The organism is Niabella hirudinis (assembly GCF_051201075.1).
Classification (GTDB): Bacteria; Bacteroidota; Bacteroidia; order Chitinophagales; family Chitinophagaceae; genus Niabella; species Niabella hirudinis.
The window spans coordinates 46,239-65,054 of record NZ_JBPEHJ010000011.1; the positions used below are offsets into that span (position 1 = coordinate 46,239).

At 49.1% G+C, this 18,816-nt stretch carries 14 protein-coding genes; 1 reads left to right on the forward strand and 13 read right to left on the reverse strand.

Annotated features, from left to right (window positions below):
- Window positions 1-12: 12 nt before the first annotated feature.
- The 11 genes from GGU45_RS17840 to GGU45_RS17890 form a co-directional block, all read right to left on the reverse strand.
- Window positions 13-744 (reverse strand): alpha/beta hydrolase, encoded by a 732-nt coding sequence (locus GGU45_RS17840; RefSeq protein WP_435227031.1) that lies wholly within the window; start codon window positions 742-744, stop codon window positions 13-15.
- 485 nt (window positions 745-1,229) lie between these two features.
- The gene (locus tag GGU45_RS17845) at window positions 1,230-2,135 is read right to left on the reverse strand and encodes a polysaccharide deacetylase family protein (protein ID WP_435227033.1); all 906 of its coding nucleotides are present in this window, start codon (window positions 2,133-2,135) and stop codon (window positions 1,230-1,232) included.
- A gap of 156 nt (window positions 2,136-2,291) precedes the next feature.
- Complete coding sequence (locus GGU45_RS17850) at window positions 2,292-3,404, reverse strand: glycoside hydrolase family 76 protein (RefSeq protein ID WP_435227034.1); 1,113 nt, start codon at window positions 3,402-3,404, stop codon at window positions 2,292-2,294.
- Window positions 3,394-3,810 (reverse strand): methylmalonyl-CoA epimerase, encoded by a 417-nt coding sequence (mce, locus tag GGU45_RS17855; RefSeq protein WP_435227036.1) that lies wholly within the window; start codon window positions 3,808-3,810, stop codon window positions 3,394-3,396. Before mce ends, GGU45_RS17850 begins: the two co-directional genes overlap by 11 nt.
- A 12-nt stretch (window positions 3,811-3,822) precedes the next feature.
- The gene (locus GGU45_RS17860; RefSeq protein WP_435227037.1) at window positions 3,823-4,629 is read right to left on the reverse strand and encodes a DUF4249 domain-containing protein; all 807 of its coding nucleotides are present in this window, start codon (window positions 4,627-4,629) and stop codon (window positions 3,823-3,825) included.
- Window positions 4,630-4,635: 6 nt separating this feature from the next.
- The gene (locus tag GGU45_RS17865; RefSeq protein WP_435227038.1) at window positions 4,636-6,960 is read right to left on the reverse strand and encodes a TonB-dependent receptor; all 2,325 of its coding nucleotides are present in this window, start codon (window positions 6,958-6,960) and stop codon (window positions 4,636-4,638) included.
- 45 nt (window positions 6,961-7,005) lie between these two features.
- Window positions 7,006-7,887: an aldose 1-epimerase family protein gene (locus GGU45_RS17870; protein ID WP_435227039.1), complete on the reverse strand. Its 882-nt coding sequence runs from the start codon at window positions 7,885-7,887 to the stop codon at window positions 7,006-7,008.
- 106 nt (window positions 7,888-7,993) lie between these two features.
- A complete protein-coding gene (locus GGU45_RS17875; RefSeq protein ID WP_435227041.1) occupies window positions 7,994-9,418 on the reverse strand; it encodes an arylsulfatase B in 1,425 nt (474 codons plus the stop codon).
- Complete coding sequence (locus GGU45_RS17880) at window positions 9,415-10,821, reverse strand: sulfatase (protein ID WP_435227043.1); 1,407 nt, start codon at window positions 10,819-10,821, stop codon at window positions 9,415-9,417. Before GGU45_RS17880 ends, GGU45_RS17875 begins: the two co-directional genes overlap by 4 nt.
- 35 nt (window positions 10,822-10,856) lie before the next feature.
- The gene (locus GGU45_RS17885) at window positions 10,857-12,227 is read right to left on the reverse strand and encodes a sulfatase family protein (RefSeq protein ID WP_435227045.1); all 1,371 of its coding nucleotides are present in this window, start codon (window positions 12,225-12,227) and stop codon (window positions 10,857-10,859) included.
- Window positions 12,228-12,240: 13 nt separating this feature from the next.
- A complete protein-coding gene (locus tag GGU45_RS17890) occupies window positions 12,241-14,316 on the reverse strand; it encodes an arylsulfatase (protein ID WP_435227046.1) in 2,076 nt (691 codons plus the stop codon).
- A gap of 290 nt (window positions 14,317-14,606) precedes the next feature.
- Between GGU45_RS17890 and GGU45_RS17895 the strand changes: the two genes are divergently transcribed.
- Window positions 14,607-15,692, forward strand: a complete 1,086-nt coding sequence (locus GGU45_RS17895) for a glycoside hydrolase family 43 protein (RefSeq protein ID WP_435227048.1) — start codon at window positions 14,607-14,609, stop codon at window positions 15,690-15,692.
- A 160-nt stretch (window positions 15,693-15,852) separates the two neighbouring features.
- On the opposite strand, the gene GGU45_RS17900 is transcribed toward GGU45_RS17895, so the two are convergent.
- Together GGU45_RS17900 and GGU45_RS17905 are read right to left on the reverse strand one after the other, a co-directional pair.
- Window positions 15,853-17,883, reverse strand: a complete 2,031-nt coding sequence (locus tag GGU45_RS17900) for a sulfatase-like hydrolase/transferase (protein ID WP_435227049.1) — start codon at window positions 17,881-17,883, stop codon at window positions 15,853-15,855.
- A 114-nt stretch (window positions 17,884-17,997) separates the two neighbouring features.
- Window positions 17,998-18,810: an endonuclease/exonuclease/phosphatase family protein gene (locus tag GGU45_RS17905; RefSeq protein WP_435227051.1), complete on the reverse strand. Its 813-nt coding sequence runs from the start codon at window positions 18,808-18,810 to the stop codon at window positions 17,998-18,000.
- Window positions 18,811-18,816: the final 6 nt, after the last annotated feature.

Here is an 18,816-nt window from a genome sequence, read left to right on the forward strand (position 1 = left end):
TGATTTTTTCTATTATTTCGTCTTGGTATCGGTTTCTGAAAAAAAACGATCCATAAACAACAATTGATACCGGATGGCATTTTGCCAGTATGCACTGTTATGCGCCCCCGGCCGCGTAATATAGTCATGTGGAATATTGCGAAGCAGCAGCGCCTGGTGCAGTTCCTCGTTTACCTTATAAAAGAAGTCTTCCGTTCCGCAATCAATAATGATCCGCAATGTTTGCGGCTCAATAAGGTGCAGCATATTAATGACGGTGTTCTTCTCCCAGCGTTCCGGATACTGCGCATACCGGCCCAGTCGCTTTGCCATATCCCAGTTGTTGGGAAATGGCCGGATGTCTACCCCGCCGCTCATACTCCCGGCAGCACCAAAAATATCCGGGTGCCTGATGGCAAGGTACAAAGCCCCATGACCGCCCATACTCAACCCGGCAATACCCCGGCCCTTTGATGTGGGAATAGTAGCATAATTCTTATCTACCCATGACACCAGTTCCCCGGCTACAAAGGTTTCATATTTAAAGGAGGGGTCAACAGGGCTGTCCCAATACCAGCTTCCGTAGCCGCCATCCGGGCAAACCAGGATCATCTGATACCGGTCTGCTCCCTCCAGCGCGCCTTTGACACCCGCCCAGTAGGCATAACTGCCGCTATAGCCATGCAGCAGGTATACCACCGGATAGTTTCTTGTTTTGGCATATCCATCGGGCAGGATAACGGCTGTTTTTATATTTTTTTTCATCGCTGCGCTGTAAACTTCCAATGTATCAACTTTGGCTGCCAACACATGCAAGTTTACCAGCATCAATATCCCGATCGCAAAGAATGGCCTCAATTTCGTTATTATATTCCTAAACATACGGACGAATTTATACAAAAAAAGGGAGCTGATCCGAAAGGGGGTATAACATTTTCGTATTCCCTTTTAATTTTTGCCCGCCTGAAGCTGCAGCACAACGCTGATCCGGTAGGTAATCGATCATACTTGCAATAAAGGTGCAGCGCACCGGTAATGATTGGTGTTTGTACAGGCCCGATGTACAAAGTCACCCTGGCGCTGCGGCCAAGGATCGTTTCGTATGCTCATAGTTATGAGGGTTAACGGCGCACTGCGCCTGATTGCCGTCAAACCCGGTTCCGCAATATTTAAACGGCCGCAATATGGGTCATGAACGGTCCATAATCAACAGCGTGTCAACATTGTTTCCATAAACAAAAGCAAACCTTTTAAAAGCGTTTCTGATTTGCCAGGGCCTCCTTTACACCCGGGTAGTCCGTAATCAGCGCCAGCTCATACCCCTGCCGGCTTTTCAGTTTCCGGATAAATTCATGTAGCCGGAGCGAATCGGCCGAAGACCGCCACATCTGATCATGTGCCAGAATTACAAGGTTATCGGGCTTAAGCGTTTTATTGGAGGCAAACAAATGATCTACCTGAGCCATCAGCTGATCCGGGGTTTGTATGGGCTGTGCATTTTTGTGATTAAACTGCCACTCCAGGTCCCAGCCGATCAGGACATAGCCGCCCTTTTTTTGAAGGGAGTCAATCACCGGCTTATTTTTTAAAAGATCGGTACGGGAGGTGCTGTCGATGCGCCAGGTATTCCGGCCCGGAGTGCGGGCTATCGGCTCCTTCAGCATCATCATCGCCTGGGCGCGATTAAAATCGGAAATAATCGAGTCGGTGTTCTTATAAAACCCCGTGAAATGGTTTCTCCAGGCATGGGAATAGCTGTGATTGAATAACTCAATACCCGGGAAGGTCTGCAATTCCTGCCACATCAGCTTCTGTTCGGTGCTGGCCCTGGTATGTTGCCCGATTAAAAACATAGTGGCGGGCACTTTTTCCTCTTTCAGGATCGTTAACAGATTACGGGTACCCAGGTTAGGGCCATCGTCAAACGTCATAAAGATCCGTTTCTTTTTGGGCTGCTCGCTTTCCCTTTGCGGATCCTTTAAGTTGATCTCCACCGAATCCGGGATATCCAAATCCGCGCCCAGTTTTTTTCCCCTGGATTTGGATCCATTACAGGATAAAAGCAGCAGAAATACCGGCAGCCCTAATAAGCAGCTCCATTTTCTCATTAAAGCGGGGAGCCTGTTACCGCCAGGCTCGTCCATTAATTGTTTCATATACTTTATCTAAAAAACCGTAAAACAGGGGAGCCAGCAGATAGGTTCGGCCATAAAACAAAGACCACCGGGGGATGGGCAGACTTTTCAGATGTGCATTCCATGTTATTTTACAATTCGATTGTAAAACTAATCAATAGCAGCAGGATTACAAAATTATCTTATGACACCCTGTTTTTGCAACAGGGCCATTTGGGCCAGGAGCTCCAGCATACCCCCCTGGGGTACCAGGTTCAGCGATGTTTCTTCCTTTCCGATCAGGCCTTGTGTTGTTTTATGCGCAATAGCATGATCAATGGCTCCGCGAAACGCTTCGAGGTAGCGCCGATCGCCGTCAACACGCCAAAGATGTACAAAGCCCCGCAGCAGTACGGCATTGAACCAGAAATTATCGTTTAACTTCTGGTTTCGCAAAAAATAGTTGTCTGCGGCTGCGGCCATGGCCTGTGCAGCAGCCAGGTAGGCAGAATCGCGGGTTATTTCATAAAAAAGCACATTGGCCTCCAACATCGTTCCGGTATTGTAGGAGTATACCCGTTTATCGATCCGGTGGCTTTTCACATTCAGATTGTCATAGTACAGCCCTTCCGGCGTACGAAGCCAGCGGTTTACCCATTGATACACGCCGGCTGCTGTTCTCAGATAAGCGCTGTCGCCGGTGGCTTTGTATAATTCGAGCGCCAACACAATGCCCGGCCCGTTGCTGCAGGTATTCTTGGTATTTTGATGCCCTTCCTGCCAGTAGAGTCCGCCTCCTGAAGCGGTATCGGAGCCGGTCATCATAAACCGGTAAATCTCCTGCCCTGCCTTCAGCCAGTGTGGCGCTTTTGTTAGTTCATACTGATGCATCACCGTAATCCCGATCCATTGATTGTCATCATAAAAACGATCTCCTCCACCCAGCTCCGGGGGATAGGAAGCATAGCCTGCTGCCGGCGCCCGTTTATCATAATACTTCCGGATAATCTCAAAAGTATGTTCAAAATCCCGGGTGTTTTTTTCCAGCACTGCGCCCACCTGGTAGGCTTCAAATAGTGCGCAAAGGGGCCAGAGATAGGATGCCTTCCGGTCGCCGGGCCGGGCGGGCGCCTGCTCCATATAGTAATTTGCACCCGGCTGGTAATAGTTTTTTTTAATCTGCTCTTTGAGCAGCCTATATTCCTGCGCATAGCCCGTCTGCTGAGCTGCCGCAGCATTTGCTGTTAAAAGCAAGACAAAAAGAGCCCATGCAGGGATGTTGGTGCGTATCGATTTCAATTTATTTTTCATTTGTTGATCCTGAGCACAATTCGGTAAGAACGCCATGTGTAGACTTTGGGTGCAAAAATGCAATCTGCATTCCTTCTGCGCCGGGCCGCGGCTTCGTATCGATAGGAACAATATTTTTATCCTGTACTGATTGCAGCGCCTCTTCAACATTGCCAACAGCAAATGCAATATGGTGTACCCCCTCGCCTTTTTTTTCGATAAAACGGGCAATAGGGCCATCAGCGTCCATGGATTCGAGGAGCTCAATTTTTGTATCCCCGATTTTAAAAAAGGCCGTTCGCACCTGCTGATCGGCCACTTCTTCTATGCGGTAACATTTCAGCCCAAACACCTGCTCCCAATAGCGGATGCTTTCCTCAAGATTCCGGACGGCCAGGCCAATATGTTCGATATGCGATGGCTTCATTACTTGCTGTTTTTATTGAATAAGGAGTTCTTTTTTTGCAAAGGTATTGGCACTGAAATAACCCAGGGCTCCGCCCCTGATATTGCTTACCGGGTTACCGGGTGATGCGCTTTGGCTTTGCCCCAGCGCACTCTGGGATAAACTATACCAGAAATTATACGTATCGGTATTAATGCATTGCATCTCTACACGAAGATTATCACCGCGTTTCAGATCAGAAGTGCTGTCGCCGGAAAACATAAGAAGCTCGTATACGACATTACGCCCATTAATCAGTTTGTCGTTGGTCACAAAAATGGTATTTTCTTTTTCTCCATCTACCAGCTGTATAAAGCGGTAGGCGTTTCCCATCCCGGGCGGGTCTTTAAATGCTGCGGTAGCAATCAGCTGTTGCCGGCCTACAAGCTGCCGGCTGGTGATGTACAGGGAATCGAACGCGACTTTTTGCGGCATCGTGGAACGGGCGGTAAAAACCCCGGAGTCTATCCGCACATGCAGATCATAGGTTTTGCCCGGCTTCCCCGATGCGTTTGCCCGGTAAAGCCCGTTGCCCTTATGCTGCAACACCACAGGGGTTCTGCCTTCTTCGGTAATGGTTACAACCGCATCGTCTACCCCTTTAAACAGGTTATGGTCCAACACATCAAGCGTTTGTGATACAATAACGCTGTACGCATTTTCGGTATCCGAAACGGTGCCCTCAATAACATATTTTTTACCAACGCCATCGATAGACACATTGATCACCTTTTGGCAGCCTGTTGCCGCCATCAGGAGAAAAAGCAGCCAACAATAATGAAGGGGGCATCTTTTTTTCATTTCGGCTCAAAATTTAAAGTGCCAGGAAATAGACGGTACAAACCGGAACAGGGAGGTTTGCATCACTTCCGTCACATCGGGATTATCTTCATTTTGCTGAAAGCTGATCAGATAAGCATTCTCACGACCATAGGCATTAAATAAACTGAATGCCAGCTCTGACGATCTGTTTTTATTCCGGGTTTTTAATTGCCGGGTGGCTCCCAGATCAAGCCGGTGATAGGCGGGCATCCGGTAAGCATTCCGTTTGGTATAATAAAACACAATTTGCTTATCCACCACATATTTGCCACTGGGAAACGTAACGGCATCGCCGGTATAGTATACCCAGTTGGCAGAAAGATTCCATTTTTTGTTCAGCTGGTAATTTGCCACAATGGCCACATCGTGTGTACGGTCCTGGCGGGCATTGTACCATTCGCCATCGTTGATACCGGTTATTTTTCTTTCGGTTTTTGAAAGGGTGTAGCCCACCCACCCGGTAAACCGGCCCCGTTTCTTTTTCAGCAGCAGCTCCAGACCATAGGCCCTGCCGATGCCGGACAATAACTGAGTTTCGATGGCATCGTTGGTGTACACATCGGCCCCTGTGCGGTAATCGATCTGGTTTTGGAATGATTTATAATAGGTTTCGGCTGTCAGCTCATACCGGCCGCCGGAAAGATTCTTGTACCAGCCTACAGAATAAATATCCACGATCTCCGGTTTGATACTATTGGTGCTGGCAATCCATTTGTCGGTTGGAAAATTGGCAGCCGAATTGGCAATCAAATGCAGGTTTTGCGTATTGCGAACATAGGACGCTTTTAAAGACGTGCTATTATTCAGGATGAAGCTGGCAGCCAGCCGCGGCTCCAGGTTCCAGTAGTTTTTTACCAGGGCGCCTTTGGGATACCGCAGGGTATCGGTAACGTCTCCGGCGGCGTTCACCTCGTAAAAATCGCCGGGGCCAAAAATAGCAAAAGAGGACAGGCGCAGCCCAAAGGTCAGGTTTAACCATTCCGCAGCCTTCCAGGTATCGGTTGCAAAAAGCGCGGTTTCCCAGGAGTATCGATCCTGCAGGTACAGGTTGTTATAGCTGGTTTTGCCGGAGCTGGTTATTTCTCCCGGTGTAATGGTATGATAGATCGAATTGAACCCCATACGCAGGGAATGATTGCTGCCCGCATACCACTGCACTTCTTCTTTCAGATTCAGATCCCTTATCTGGGAAAAAATATTGAGGTCATTATTAGAGTTGTTGATGGCGATATTGTAATTAAAATCGCTGTAAACAAAGGAGGTATTGGAAAAGAGCCGGTCATTAAAAATATGGTTCCACCGCAATGTACCGGTTTTATTCCCCCAGTTCATCCCAAATTGTTTTTCCAGCCTCAGCACATCACGCCCAAAATAACCCGACATATATAATCGGTCCTTTTTACCCAGGGTGTAATTCATTTTGGCGTTTACATCGTAAAAGAAGAGTCGGGTATTTTTGTTGGAAGAGTCGCCCAATACCGGCAGGAACAGGTCTGCATAAGTGCGCCGGCCCGAAACGAGGAAGGAGGACTTGTTTTCCTGGATGGGGCCCTCTACATTGAGCTTTGCCGAAATCAGCCCCACCCCGCCGCTCACTACATAGTGCTGATTATTCCCTTCGTTCATTTTTACATCCAGTACAGAGGAGAGTCTTCCGCCATACTGTGCGGGCATCCCACCTTTGTAAACGGTTACATCTTTTACAATATCTGAATTGAAGGTAGAGAAAAAGCCCATCAGATGCGAGGCGTTGTACACATTGGCTTCATCCAAAAGGATCAGGTTTTGATCGGTAGAGCCGCCTCTTACATAAAAGCCGCTGTTGCCGTCACCGGCAGACTTTATTCCCGGCAGCAGCTGGATCGCCTTCAGGATATCCCTTTCACCCAGAAGCATAGGAATGGTGTTAACCTCTTTCATCGTCAAACGTTCCACGCCCATCTGTGTGCCCCGGATGGTACGCCCCCGGGCATTGGCCGTAACCCGAACACTGTCCAGGTCGGTTACCAGCTCCCTCAACGCCATAGGCTGTACTTTGTTGCCGGTTAGCCGGATAGTTTCCGTTGCCGGTTCAAAGCCGACCGCGGAATACGTAATGCGATATTCTCCAACCGGGAGTGTTAATGAATAAAATCCATATTCATTTGAAACGGTGCCGGCTTCGCTGCCTTGTACCTCCACGCTGGCACTGATCAGTGTTTCTCCACTGATCGCTGCTTTTATTGTACCGCTAAGGGTAACCTTTTCCTGTGCCAAAGCGCCGAGCGTGAGGAAGACCATTATAAAAAAAATGCCTGTCTTCTTTATCATAAATGCTGTCGTAAAGGACCTCCAATTCAACAAAAATAGCGGAACTTATGAAAAGATGGTTACCGACCAGGATCTTACAAAATGCCGGCCGGGCTCCAGTGCATGAATCCCTTCTTTTTTTGAGAGATCGCCGTCTGCGCCAACGCCATCTGCAATACCGCACCAGGGCTCAATACAAACAAAATTGGCGCCTGGCGTAGCCCATAGGCCCAGGTAGGGAAAGCCCTGCCAGGAAAAATCAAAACCCATTTTCGTCCGGTCAGAGCGCAGCGCCAGCTTCCTGGATTTCAATTCTTTAAAAACCACGGCGTCTTTTGCAAACAACCCTTTATTTAAACGCAAAACCGGAGTATTATTCAGGAAGGGTACGGGAGCTGAGGCCAGCAGGCCTCCTTCTTCAATGGGCCACCTTCCGGCATCTTCTTTCTCTTCAAATTCAAGATAATATTCTGCATAGGCATCTCCTTTAAACAGCGGCAGCTTAAACGCCGGGTGTCCGCCGATGGAGAACCACATTTTTTGGGCGCCGGTGTTGCAGACATCATAGGTCACTGTCAGCATTTTTCCATCGAGCCGGTATTTTAACTTCAGATCAAATTCAAAGGGATAAACATCCAGGGTTTCCGCAGTTTGTTTCAGTAAAAAAACAAGCTCATCGGCCAGCCGGCCAACCGGCAAAAAATTCATTTCGCGGGCAAAACCATGGCGGTTGAGCTGATAGCTATGGCCTTCATACTGGTAGGTATTATCTTTTAACGCTCCTACGATCGGAAAAAGCACCGGCGAATGCTTACCCCATATTTCGGGGTCGCCGCTCCACATATATTCCTGCCCTGTGGTTTTATCTACAAGACTTTGCAGTTCTGCTCCTTTTTCTGAAACCGCAATCTTCAATACGCTGTTTTCGATCTGGTATATTTTAGCCATAAAACTCCTGGTTTGAACATTAAACGGGAAATAGACCGTTTTAGTATTCCGTTTTGCAATAAATTCCTGTTTTTCAATGCCGGACAATGGTCAAAAAACAGGGTATCTATTCCCGGATGTCCCAGTTAAAAGGAGCATTAAAACTTTTTTTCCCCTGGCCATAGGGCGGCACATTTTCTACAGGCACGATGGACTGGTATTTTTTTGATACTTCGAGCAGCTCCTTTACCTTGCCGGGGTAGCGCGCGCCCAGGTCTTCCTTTTCGGCGGGATCTCTATCAAGGGCAAAAAGCAGCGGAGCTCCTGCAATGGACGGATCTCCCGCTCCGGGTACTACCAGCTTCCACTGGTCACGGATCAGCGTACCGTGCCCGAGGTAGAAGTCCCGTTTCAGTTTTTTCTTTCCGGTAAGATTTTTTAAAACCGAGATGCCATCGTAGGGCTGCGGAGGGGGTGCTTTTATACCGGCGATCTCGCGGAGAGTAGGCGCTATATCTATATACCCCATTACCTGTTCGGAGGTCCAGCCGCCCTTAAAACCGGCGGGCCAGCGGATCACGGCGGGCACCCTTACTCCCCCTTCCCATTCCTGAAATTTAAAGCCCCGCAGCGGCAGGTTGCGGCCGCCTTCCCTGGGAGCAGCGCCATTATCGCTTTGAAAAAGGACCAGGGTATTTTGATCCATACCGGCGGTCTTCAGCGCCTCCATAATGCGCCCGATGCCCGCGTCCATGGCGGTCACCATCGCAGCATAGGTTTGCCTGCGGGTATTTCCCCTCCCCCTGGTGCCTTCACTGCCCGGCGGCTCTTTTCCAAAAGCCGGTTTTGAGGGATCAAAACCATACGCTATCAAATCCTTTTCTTTTGCCTGCAGCGGGCCATGGGGCGCATTATAGGCCACATATAAGAAGAAGGGGCCCTGTTCTTTAAAGTGATGGATACAACGAACGGCTTCTTTGGTGATGAGGTCCGTTGTATAACCGGTATCGCGTACACTTTCCCAGCCGTTATGCCAATCAGCTTGTCCCTCCCGTATATGAGTAAAATAATCGATGGCTCCGTTGTAATGACCGTAAAAGTGGGTAAAACCCCGGCGCAGCGGAAGGTATTTCCGCTTTGAATGTCCCAGGTGCCATTTGCCGATGGCGGCCCGGTTCTTATACCCTGCCTGCTCCAGCATCCGGGGAAGAAATTCCGCAGCGGTATCTACACCAAAATCCAGCCAGGGCGCAATCACATTTTCACGCAACCCATACCGCTCCGGCAGCCGGCCGGTCATTAGCCCGGCACGGGTGGGCGAGCAGATGGGACTTACATAATAACGGTTCAGCACAATGCCTTCCTGTGCCAGCTGATCGATATGCGGCGTGCGGATCTCGCTGCCATGAAAACCCACATCGCCCCAGCCCATATCATCTGCAACGATGATGACAATATTTGGAGGCGGGGCCTGCCCCCGCGCCCATGATGGCAGCAGGCAGCAAAGGAACAGCATACAGGCACCATAACCGGCCTTTGGAATCTTTATCATTTTGCCTTCTTTTTAACGGCAGTATCCGGCACTTCTGCATCTACCGCTTTGAGCCATTGATCCAGTTTCTTTTTAAGCGCATCGCGCTTTTCCGGCATCAGGGCGGCTATGTCGGTTTGCTCCGACGGATCTTTTTTCAGATCATATAATTCGATACGGTTGGCTTTATAAAAATACAATAATTTATAATCGCCGTCCCGCACGGCACTGCACATGCGGTTTACCCAGCGACCGGTCTCGGAGGGATAGTGCCAGAAAAAGGGTTCGCGCTCTGCCATTGCTTTTCCCTGCAGCAGCGGCAGGATGCTTTTACCGTCAAGCAGGCCGCCTTTACGTTCTTTTGTTTGCGCCAGCTCCAGGAAGGTGGGATAAAAATCCGTAGCCATTACCCGGGTATCAATAGTAGTGTGTGATCGTATTGCGGCAGGCCAACGTGCAATAAGGTTTTCGCGGATACCACCTTCATATAGCCAGGATTTACCGGCACGGAGCGCGCCGTTGTTGCCCAAATGCCATACGCCTCCATTGTCGGAGAAAAAGATCACCAAGGTATTTTTGTCGATTCCTGCTTCTTTGAGCGTTTGCATGATATTGCCTACTCCGGCATCTATCCGTTCGATCATTGCAGCAAGATACGGGTTGTCCAGATGATCGGCTTCGTGGCGTTCATTCTGCGGGCCATATAAGGCTTCGGCTTTTCCTTCTCCGTATTTTGCATCAAACTTTTTTTTATACTTTTTCACCAATGCTTCCGGTGCATCCAGTTTGGTATGCACACTGTAAAAGGTAAGATACAGGAAGAAGGGATTTTTTTTATTGCGCATGATAAACCGGGATGCTTCATCGCATTGGCGGTCGGTAAGGTATTCGCCTTCGGCGCCCTTATCAAAACTGCTGATTTTATCATAAGGGTAAAAATAATCGCCGTCTGCAATGTATTTTGTTTCGGAGCCGATCACCTCATCGAAACCATGCTGCTGCGGGTTGCCCTTCGGGTTGCCGAACCGGGTATCCAGGTGCCATTTGCCAATGATACCGGTATGATATCCTGCTGCAGACAGGGCCCGGTTAACGGTAAAAGAGGTTGCAGGATCCAGGTAACGGTCGGCATTATTATCCAGAAAATCGGTAATCCGTACGCGGGCCGGGTATTGCCCGGTCATGATGCCTGCGCGGGAAGGCGAGCAGATGGGCGCTGCCGAATAAGCCTGGGTAAACCTTGCGCCTTCGCCGGCCAGCCGGTCCAGGTTGGGTGTTTCATTAAACTTATTACCATAGCATCCAAGCTCCGCCGACCCCAGGTCATCGGCCATTATAAAAATAATATTCGGACGCTGCCGGGCTGTTGCCGTCATTGTCCACAGGCTTGCGGCAATCAAAAGGATCGATCTTGTTTTTTTCATTTGTTTATGTTCGGGGTTTATTTTACCAGGAGTGTTTATTTCCGGTCAAAAGGCACATCCAGCGCCGCGCCGGGGTCGTCCTGCTGCCGCATCCATTGCTCCAGTTTAGCGCGGTAAGCAGCTATTTGTGTTGCATATTTTTTATCACCGGCTAAATTGTGCAGTTCATAAGGATCCTTCTCCAGGTCATAAAACTCAACCGGCGGCCGGCGTATATTCCGTTCTACCCGTATTTTGTCCTCCGGCGATTTTTCTGCTTTTTCTTTCCAGCTTACCCAGTAGGTATTTTTGGGATTCATCATGTACTTGATATGATAGTTTTTACCAGGCATCAGGTTCAGCAGTAGTTTGTACTTACTGCCTCTTACGCTGCGGATGGGGTAAGGCGGCCCTTCGGGGAAATTATTGTGGATACCATAGGCCACATCCCTGGCCTGCTGCTTTTTTCCCTGCAACACGCCCAAAAAACTCCGGCCATCCAGGTTGGTCACCGGTTGCCCGCCTGCTATATCAATAAAAGTAGGCGTTATGTCTTCGTATTGCACAATGGCATTAGTAACGGTTTGGGGCTTTACCACACCGGGCCAGCGAACAATCATGGAGCTTTTTTGCCCCGCATCCCAAAGGTTCCATTTGGCGCCGGGAAATTGGGCGCCCTGTTCCCCAAGAAAAACAAACACCGTATTATTTTCTTTTCCGGTTTCTTTTACGGCCTGCATCAATTCGCCTACCTGGTTATCTAACCGGCGCACTTCCGCCAGGTATTTCTGAAACTGGGTTCTTGTTTGCCGGGTATCTACCCAGTGCGGGGGCAGCACCAGTTTTGCCGGGTCAAACTCGGCAGTATCGCCCATCGTCCAGGGTGCATGGGGGTTAATGCTCATTACAAAAAGACAAAAGGGCTTTTGCTGCCCACGCATGAAGCTTTTTACATCTGCAAGGGAGTAATCATCCGTGGGCGAAACACAGTTGGGCTCAAATCCTTTGATGATCTCAAAAGGAAAAACCGTGCGCGGCTTTGTGCTATGATCCTTGCCGGTTAATGCCACGGTATAGCCCAATGCCGCAAGATAATGCCCGATGCTTTTTAAGGTATCATAAACGGGTTTATGGTTTTGGTAAGAGCCGTGCCGCACGGGATACAGGCCCGTAAACAGGGATGCCCGGGTGGGCACACACATTGCCTCCGAGGCAATGGCCTGGTTAAATTTCAGGCCTTCCGTTGCCAGCCGATCGATATTGACTGTTTCCAGGTTCCGGCCGCCATAGCAGCTAAGCTGCCGCGAGTCCAGGTCATCGGCCATAATGACTACGATATTGGGCTGCTTTTCGGCTTGCGCATAACTTTTTGCAACAAAGCCATTGAAAAGTAATACCCAAAATAATAGTGGTACTTTATGATTCATAATCATCCCTATTTTATTGGCTTGAAAATACATGGTTATTTTTTATCGCCGCCAACTCCACATCATCGATCCATATTCCCGATCCGGGCGCCGCCGTTCCAAAATAAAGACCCACGCGGTACATCCCGTTTTGGGGAATGGCTGCCGATGCAAATTCGAAACTTTCTGTACCGCGTTTCAATTCCACCTCTTTATCAATAACCTTTGCGGCGCCGGGCGCGGTGCTTTCCAGGCGAACGAAGAAACGGGCGTTTTTACTGGTCCTTGCTTTCATTTTCAATAAAAAATGTTCGCCCTGCTGTGCTTTAAAAGGCCAGAGCATGGAAAGCGCCGCAGGTTTTGCTGCCGGCTGCTGTACCTGTACGTAGGCCGATTTTCTTCCGGAGATGCGGCTGTTTGCATCGATTACTACGGTTCCTTTCATCTCATCTGCCTGGTGAATATTCCAGCCTCCAAGGTTATCTTCAAAATTACCGTTGATATTTCTGCGATAGGCCTGCATCCGTACGCCGTATTCTCTTGTGTCCAGCGGAAACGCTCCTATCCGGCGGGCCCAGCGTTCCCAATCGGCATACATTTCTTTTACGCGTTCCGGGTTGCTATGGCTGAGGTTGTTTATCTCCGTTGGGTCCGCATCCATATCATATAGCTGCAGGGATTCCATTGCAAATACGGAATCCTCGGGGGTTTTGGCCACCAGCTTCCATTTCCCATCCCGCAGGGCGATATTGGCCTCATGTTCCCAGTAGATCCTGCCGCGGTTATTGGTCCGGCCCGAAAAATGCGGCAACAGGCTTTTCCCTTCCATGGGATGAATGCGATGTCCCTGCACTTCGGAGGGATACTGTGCCCCGGATACCGCCACACAGGTAGCCATAATATCGGTAATATGCCCATAATCCGGAATAAACCGGTTATTGAGCTTCGCTGCAATGCCCGCGGGCCAGTGCACAATCAGCGGGGTTGCGATACCTCCTTCATGTGTAAAGTGTTTGTATTGCTGAAAAGGAGTGCTGCTTACATTGGCCCAGGGCAGTCGGTAACTTTCAAATGTATCCTCCGTTCCGTCAACCGCCTTGCTTTTTCCGCTGCTGATAAATTCGGCGCAGGCCCCGTTATCACTAAGAAAGAAGATCAAAGTATTGTCGAGCGCATCGTTGTCCTTTAGCGCCTGCACAATCCTGCCGATCCCTTCATCCATAATATCGATCTGCGCAGCATAGATAGCCATGCGCATGCTCATTTCTTCTTTTTCCTTTCCTGTCAGTTGCTCCCAGCCAGGCACGGCAGCATCCCTTGGTGTGCAGGCCGTTCCGGCGGCAAACAGGCCGATCATCTTTTGTCGTTTAAAGCGCGCGGCCCGCACCGCGTCCCAACCTTTTTTATAGGCCTCTTTGTATTGTTCGATTTTTTCTTTTAAGGCGTGCAAGGGCCAATGGGGTGCTGTATAGGCCACATACATAAAGAAGGGATCCTGTTTGGCATGGTTAAAATGTTCGTTAAGAAAACGCACGCTGGTATCGGAGATGGCATTGGTCAGGTAAAAATTACCCGGAGCCTTGTAACGCTGGTTATCGCTGTAGATAACCGGGGCAAAATAATTGGCCCCTCCGGGGATGATGCCAAAGTACCGGTCGAACCCTCGCTGCCGGGGCCAGTTATCCGTTACTGCTCCATCTATTTTCCGCTCATTGGTTACATGCCATTTTCCCGTCATGTAAGTATGGTAGCCTGCCGTCTTTAGCACTTCGGCAATGGTTACACAATCCTGGTTCAGGTTATCCTTGTATGCGGGGCCCGTTCCCAGGTCGGCCGCGGCCATCCATCCCATGCCAGCCTGGTGCGGGTACAGCCCGGTTAACAGGGAGGCTCGCGTAGGGCAGCACCGGGCGGCATTGTAAAACTGCCGGTAGCGGATGCCCTCTTTTGCCAGCTGATCAAGATGAGGCGTTTTAATTTCTCCACCATAGGCGCCGATATCGGAATAGCCCATATCATCGGCCATGATGAGCAGGATATTGGGTTTCTTTTGAGCTCCTGCTAAATAAGACAGACTCCACAAAAACAAAAAAAGCGAAAAGCGCAACATCCGTTATTAAAATTTAAAGTTAGACTTGCTTTTAACTGAGGGGTTTAAATGGCCAGCTACGGTCCTGATGGCACATTATCATTCCTGCTTTATGTGCATCAAACCGTCATGAAATTTTTCATACCAAAATTACACAACGGGGCACGAAAAACATCATAGGCTACTCTTAACCAAAAAAAGGAATAAATATACAAGCAAAATTGATACAGCTTCCTGCAACAATTGATGCAGCCACTCATTGTTTTTAGCAGTAACCGCTGTATCTTACCGCCTCGCAAATTTATCTGAATATGAAACAAACGATCCCGGTTCTCTTTTTCTTATTGATTTTCCAGGTTGCCCTGGCGCAAAAAAAACCGGTTGTTTCCAACAACCCGCTGCCGGTACAATTTGGAGATCCTTATGTGCTGCATGTAAAAGGCGATCAATATTATATGTACGGCACCGGCGGGGGTGCCAAAAAAGGGTTTAGCGCCTATTCCTCAACCGACCTGGTTAACTGGAAGCCGGAGGGGCAGGTATATTCCGGCAACAACAAAAACGGGTGGGGCATTCATTCCTTCTGGGCGCCGGAGGTGTATGAGCGCAATGGCAAATTTTACCTGTTTTACAGCGCCCAGTGGAAGGAAAACCCGGGCAACGAACTGGAGAACTTTAAAATTGGCGTAGCCGTTGCCGACCGGCCTACAGGGCCCTTTACAGATCTGTTGCCACACCCGGTATTTGACCCCGGCTATCCCATTATTGACGCCAACGTATTGTTTGAGCCCGATGGAAAAATATACCTCTACTATTCCCGCTGCTGCTATAAACACCCGGTTAAAAGCGAAATAGCAGATTGGGCCCGCAAACAAGGCTGGTTTAACGAAATTGAGGAAAGCTGGGTGTATGGGGTAGAATTAAAACCGGATTTCAGCGGTGTTATAGGCACCCCGGTTCTGTTATTACGACCGCCAGTAAAAAGAAACGACCGCCAGTCTGAATGGGAAAGCCGCTCTGTTACCTCAAAGGAGGTAAACCGCCGCTGGACCGAGGGATCATTTATCTTTAAACACGGTAGCCTTTATTATATGATGTATTCTGCCAATTATTTTGGCGGTAAAAATTATGCGGTGGGCTATGCCACTGCTAAAAGCCCGCTGGGGCCGTTTAAGAAAGCAGCCAACAATCCCGTATTGCAGAAGAACGCCGAAAAAGGCGGTATCGTAACCGGAACGGGGCATAACAGCGTTACCTTTTCACCGGATGGCCAACAAATGTTTTGTGTATACCACGCCCGCACCAATAAAACCGGCGATGAGCGGGTGGTATTCATCGACCCCATGACCATTGATAAAAACGGGGTATTAAAAGTGGAAGGACCTACAACAAGGTAAACTTCCGGTTATTGAATGCAACATTATAACTTATATTAAGCCGGGGGCTGGTGATGAACCGGGGTTTCATGAGACCAACTAAAAAGTATACCTGGAGCCAGTAAGGCGGGATACATAAATTTTACCGGACTGGCAAAAAATGTATTTCCATCTACCCCCGTCAATAAAAATCACCTTGTTTTATCAGTCGCTTCTCAAGCCCTGGTCCACTCCAGTACAGTTCCAGCTCCGGTTGCTGCTGTTCTTTCTTAAATAACAGGCGGATGGGGTGCAGGCCCGCTTTTAATAAAAGCGTCTGTTGAACTTCCGTACCCGCTGTATACCCGTAATCTGCATCCATCAGGGCAATATCGTGCAAACGCAGAAAAGCCTTTCCATTTGTTTTCAAATAAAATGTATACTTACCATCGGCCGGCACCCTGATGTAACCGCTAAGCGCACCGGCGTCTGCATCAGACAAAGCGTTTACTGCGGTACTTACATCGCCTGCACCTGTTTTTTCGGCCTTTAATGCATACGTATGTGGCACCCATAAAAAAGCACCTTTATACAATTGATACGTTATCCCCTTGGTTACCCCGGTTTCTGAAACGGATGGAACGGGCACGCTGTCATAGGGGCGCGGGGCCTCGTGCGACCGGATCCGCATTTGCAATACGCTTTCCTTAAACTGCTTTTGCAGCCCGGTAAGCCCCGATGCCTTGTTTCGCTTTTCCTTCGGGTCATTTACTACATCATAGATCTCAAAATCATCCTCACTATTTTTAATATCATAGCGCACACCTACGTAATTGCCTTTGCGTATGAACTGCATCTGGTTGCGCATCCGGTTACGATGGCTCTGTTCAAAACCAGGATAGCCGGGTGTTTTGCCCTCAACAAAATACTCTGAATACAATGTCTTTTCCTGTTGCACGCCTCTGCCCGTAAGTGCCGGCAGCATTGATACCCCATCGGTTCTTGCCGGCGCCGCCACGCCTGCAGCATTTAGAAACGTAGGCATCCAGTCCGACAGGAAAGAGGGCAGCGCTACCTTCTTACCAGGATTTATCCTTCCCTTCCATTGCACGATGGTGGGTGTACGCATGCCTCCTTCCCATTGATCGCGCTTGATACCGTCAAAAGGACCATAGCCCCCAAAAAACTCCGGGGTATAATCCTCTTTCAGATACGATTCCTGCGAGGGACCGTTATCGGAGGTAAAGACAACGATCGTATTTTCATCGAGCTTCAGATCCTTTAGCAATTGCAGCAGGTCGCCCACCTGGGCATCGAGCCGATGCACTACCGTAGCATAGCGTTTATAGACATCCTTCCAGGGAGTCATCTCGCCCGTGGCTTTATCAAGGTATTGCGCATTTTTAAACTCCGGAGCCATCCAGGAATCGATTGTTCCTGAAGCGGTGTTAATCATGTGCCCGGGCTTGCCGGTCCATTGCAACCCACCGGACAGTCCGCCTCCAGCGGGGTAAGCTTGTGTTGGCAACTCTATCACCGCGTGCGGCGTATCATAAGCCAGGTACATAAAGAAGGGAGCTCCATTCTTCGATCGTTTGTAATCGATGATCCACTGTTTGGCGCGTGCTGTCCACAAATCGCCGGTATAGCATTTATCCAGCCCCTCCGTAACATTTGCTGTATTATCATATACTTCTTTGGCTTTCCGGTATAAGCCTTCCTTTGGATAATGCTCATGACCATCACTGTGCCGGATATAGCCATAATAATAATCAAAGCCTCTTTTGAGCGGATGGGCGGGCCATTCTTTCTTATCGGCGCCCTGCAAACCCCATTTCCCAATGGCCACCGTGTTGTATCCTGCTGCTTTCAGGGTAGAAGCGATGGTATAATTATCCTCCAGGGCCCTGTCAAACTGGTTATTGCGCACTACTGCATGGCCCTGGGTAACGCCGGTGAGCAGGGACGATCTTGACGAAACGCATACAGGGGCATTGGCATATTGTTGGGTAAAAACAGCGCCGCCCGAGGCCATGCGGTCGAGGGAGGGCGTTACCATAAAAGGAACAGCCGGGTCCTTCAGGGCCTTTCGTGCATTTTGATAAAATACGCCCACATCGCCATAACCCAGGTCATCTACCAGGATAAAAATAATATTGGGGCGCTGGCCGGCGCGTTGCGCCCAGGCGCCGGATGCCAGCAACAAACAGGAAAAAAGAAAAATCTTACGCATAACAACAAGATTCTTTTACGTGAAAGATCAGAAGGAACTGCTTTTTATTTCGACTCCGTATTGATGGATTCGTTTAAAGCAGGAACATTGAGTACCGTAATAAAGCGGTTGCTATTAAAAACGGATCTTCAGTACCGCCTGCACCGGACGGTGATCAGATGCATAGTCTTCCTCAATAACGCGGTGTGAAAGCACCGAAAAAGCATTGCCAGGTTTGTATGCAATAAAATCAATGGCCTGTTTTTCTTTGCCTTCCTCAATAGTAAATGCACAGTTTTGACAGGTGCGGGTAAATGCTTTATCCAGTACCTGTATGGTTTCGCTCTTTTCGGTGGCATTAAAGTCGCCTCCGATGATCACCGGCAGCTTTTCATCTGCAAGAATCCTGTTTACTTCGGTCATCTGTAACCGGCCGTTCGTTTTCCCATGAAAATCCAGATGCGTGGAAGCTACCCTTATTTTTTTGCCTCGTGGCAATGTAACGGTGGCCAGCGACAACACACGGGGCTCACCGCCGGTTGCGGGATCTGTGGGCAGCTTATGTGTTTCCACATCGGACAATGGGTATTTTGAAAGAATCATAATTCCGTAATCGCCGCCATCATGATCGATCGACTTTGAAAAATGAAAAAAATGATACCCCGTTTTTTGCGAAAGCAACGCGGCCTGGTTGATGCTACCGGAACGGCGGATATTGACATCGATCTCCTGTAACGCCACCACATCCGGATCTTCCCTTTTGATTACCTTTACTACGGCATCTACATCAATTACACCAGCTTTGGAAGGCGGGTTGCAGTGATGCACATTGTACGACATAAAAGTAAGGGCATCCATGCCGCTACTGCTCTTTGCGGGCGTGCTTTTGCGGGCACATGAAATCATTGCTACTACAACCAGGAGTCCAATAAAGCTGAATTTTCTCATAACTGT